The organism is Clostridium sp. Cult2 (assembly GCF_021655075.1).
Lineage (GTDB): Bacteria > Bacillota > Clostridia > Tissierellales > Tepidimicrobiaceae > Schnuerera.
Genome location: NZ_PPXX01000071.1, coordinates 1 through 2,897 on the forward strand (window position 1 = coordinate 1; position 2,897 = coordinate 2,897).

Here is a 2,897-nt window from a genome sequence, read left to right on the forward strand (position 1 = left end):
AATTTGGATAACAATACTTTATATCCCATTCATAACTATAATCATAATTCTTACCCATAATGCCCTACCTATATCCTTACAGTATGTTTTTCAATAATTTTTTTCTTCATTTCCTCAAAACTTACTTCATCGGATAAGCATATTCTAATTCTCTCTTTATCTTCTTCTTTCAAATGCATTCCTTCCATAGCCATAGTTCCACTTACTTCTTTAATTATTTGTTCTATATCCTTCATAGATATCACCTTTTTTGAAATTATTCTATACAATATATTATATCATATTATTTACTACATATAAGATAAGGAATGTGTCCTAATTATAAAATTAATTAACTAAAAATAATTACTATTTACTCTGACCTAATACAAGTGTTGCGAATGCAAAAGAAGATTTATTTATCTTACTTCTAATCAATAAACAATGTATGGATTTCCCTTCGACCATATAATCATAATATATTTTCAAGTCTTCACTTTTCTCAAATATAAACTCTGTATTTCCGTCTTCTACTGAAGTTAATATAAATGGATTTATGTCATAATCAGAAACAATATTACCTCTTTCATCTACAATGTAATCATAAACTTCAAATTCAGTTGTTTCAAAATTCAGAGCTTCAATTTCAATTTTTTCTCCAAAATCAATCATTGGCAATTCAATAAATTTTTTACCAACCATAAAGCTTTCTATCCCTTCTTCAATATCTTCTTTCTCTTTATTATTTCTATCAAGATAATAAATTGGCTTTAATTCTTTAGAATCATATGATATTTTAATGGTAGGCTCTTGTATCATCCTATTTTGGCAAGATGCTAAAACTAATAATATTAATAATAAACCAACCATAATAAGTGAATTCTTAAATCTATTCACAATACTTCATCTCCTAAAATATAAATTCTCTTTACTTCTAATTAATCTATTTATACGTATTATACCACTTATTTATATTTTATGATAACCCCTTAAATATTTCCTATAACCCATAGCTTGTCCACTATTTGTGATAGGGTTCACCGTATCAATTCAACTGCCAAAACTTATTTGGTAATAGATATAATCCCATAGAATTAAAGCAGTAGATTTATTATAGGAATAATCTACTGCTTTAAAATTATATTTAAATTAACTTAAATTGTTTCAATGCCGTATCAATGATATTTTGTAAATCAGTAGGGGCACAAATGATTCCACTTAATATAAAAATGCAATTACATTTCATTTCTCGTTAGGACATTCACCCATTCTTGCTGCAATTATAACTAATAAATAATCCTTTATAGTTTCTCTATTTACATTCATTTCTATAAGATATAAATCTGCTAATGTTTTTCTAAATTTTAAAAGCTTTTCTTTTTCTTCCACTTCCACTGGCACAGGAGTATATTCAACCAAAAATACAGTTCTTGCTATATCGTACAGAAAGTGTCCATGACATATATTCATAAAATCTATGACAGTTGTTTGCCCATTGTAAATAAATATATTGCCAGGATGAAAATCCCCATGACAAAAGGTACTTCCATTTGGAAGTTTATCAAGGATATATAATATTTCTTCTTTTTCTTTTAAGCTTTTGACATTTTGTATATTGTTCCTTAAAAAATCCTTGTAATTTGGTACACCATTAATCTTATTTTCCATGATTTGTTTATGTAGCTTTGCCATATATATAGCACATTCCTCAATATTGCCTGTCCTCATAAACCAATCTAACAAGGATTCCCCCTTTAATCTATCGTATATTATACCTATTTGTTTGTTATATGTGATAATTTCATAGGCTTTAGGCTTAGAAAATTCCATATTCCATATTAATCTCGCATTTTTAAATTCTTTTTCTACCGATTCCATTGGATAATCCTGATGAAAAAGCTTAAGTACTTTATTTTCTTCCCACTCATATACAGTTGCTGTGTTGCCTACACCAACTATTTTCTCATATTTCATGTGCTAACCTGATTTCTAAAATCATATTAAATAGTATCAATATGATTTCTCACTTAATAATAAGTGGTAGCAACACAGGATTAAGCTACTAGGATATAGTCTCTTAACTATAAATCTCATAAAGCCTTTTCCTTCTAGCTGTCCTTTAACAAGATATATCTTGTTAAGCCATACCTAATATGCTTTTCCTGTTTCCTTGCCAAAAACCAGATGTTTCACCACCTTTCTTTTATAGATTATATCTAAAACTTTTAATGTTTAATTCATGCTTCGTATAATAGAAATAATGCGTCATTAATCTGGCGGTCAAAGACCGCCCCTACATATTGATAACTCCACATTGTAGGGGCGACCTGTGGTCGTCCGATTATAACCCATAATTCAACTTATACGTTTTATACCATTAAATAGCAATTTATTATAGTCATATACAGGAGACCAAAGGTCTCCCCTACTTATGATACGGTTCACCGTATCAGTTCTACTAGCAAAATAAATAGAATGTATCTAGTGATAGATATATAAACTCTACTATAAACAAATAAGGTATTTAACATAATCTATGCCAAACACCTTATTAACTATCTTCTAATGATTTCATTTTTACAATTCACCAAAGTTTTTACTTGAAATATTTTCTACATATTTCTTCTATATCATTTATAAATACCATCTCTTTATTAAAATGCTCCTAGGCTACCATTTCATTATAATTAATGATAAGAACTTCTGCTTTATTTTTTCTTAATTCTTCTACAATGTTTTCTAGTTTTATAGCTATTTCAGTGTCTACATAATATTCTCCACATTGGTTACAAGTATTGGCAGGAACATTTTTTATAATAATTATGCCATCCCCTAAATCTATAATATGATTTACTATTCCTTTTTTTAATTTTCCTTTACATAAAGCACAATTCATATTACTACCTCCTTCTGGTTTT

At 28.0% G+C, this 2,897-nt stretch carries 4 protein-coding genes; all 4 read right to left on the minus strand.

All coding sequences use genetic code 11. The features are described 5' to 3' along the window. Nucleotides 1-68: 68 nt before the first annotated feature. Nucleotides 69-236: a hypothetical protein gene (locus C3E90_RS07915; protein WP_236915104.1), complete on the minus strand. Its 168-nt coding sequence runs from the start codon at nucleotides 234-236 to the stop codon at nucleotides 69-71. Nucleotides 237-348: 112 nt separating this feature from the next. Then, a complete protein-coding gene (locus C3E90_RS07920) occupies nucleotides 349-876 on the minus strand; it encodes a hypothetical protein (protein ID WP_236915105.1) in 528 nt (175 codons plus the stop codon). A gap of 345 nt (nucleotides 877-1,221) precedes the next feature. After that, nucleotides 1,222-1,953: an aminoglycoside phosphotransferase family protein gene (locus C3E90_RS07925; RefSeq protein ID WP_236915106.1), complete on the minus strand. Its 732-nt coding sequence runs from the start codon at nucleotides 1,951-1,953 to the stop codon at nucleotides 1,222-1,224. A 691-nt stretch (nucleotides 1,954-2,644) separates the two neighbouring features. Continuing rightward, on the minus strand, nucleotides 2,645-2,875 hold the full coding sequence (locus C3E90_RS07930) for a type II toxin-antitoxin system MqsA family antitoxin (RefSeq protein ID WP_236915107.1): 231 nt from the start codon (nucleotides 2,873-2,875) through the stop codon (nucleotides 2,645-2,647). Nucleotides 2,876-2,897: the final 22 nt, after the last annotated feature.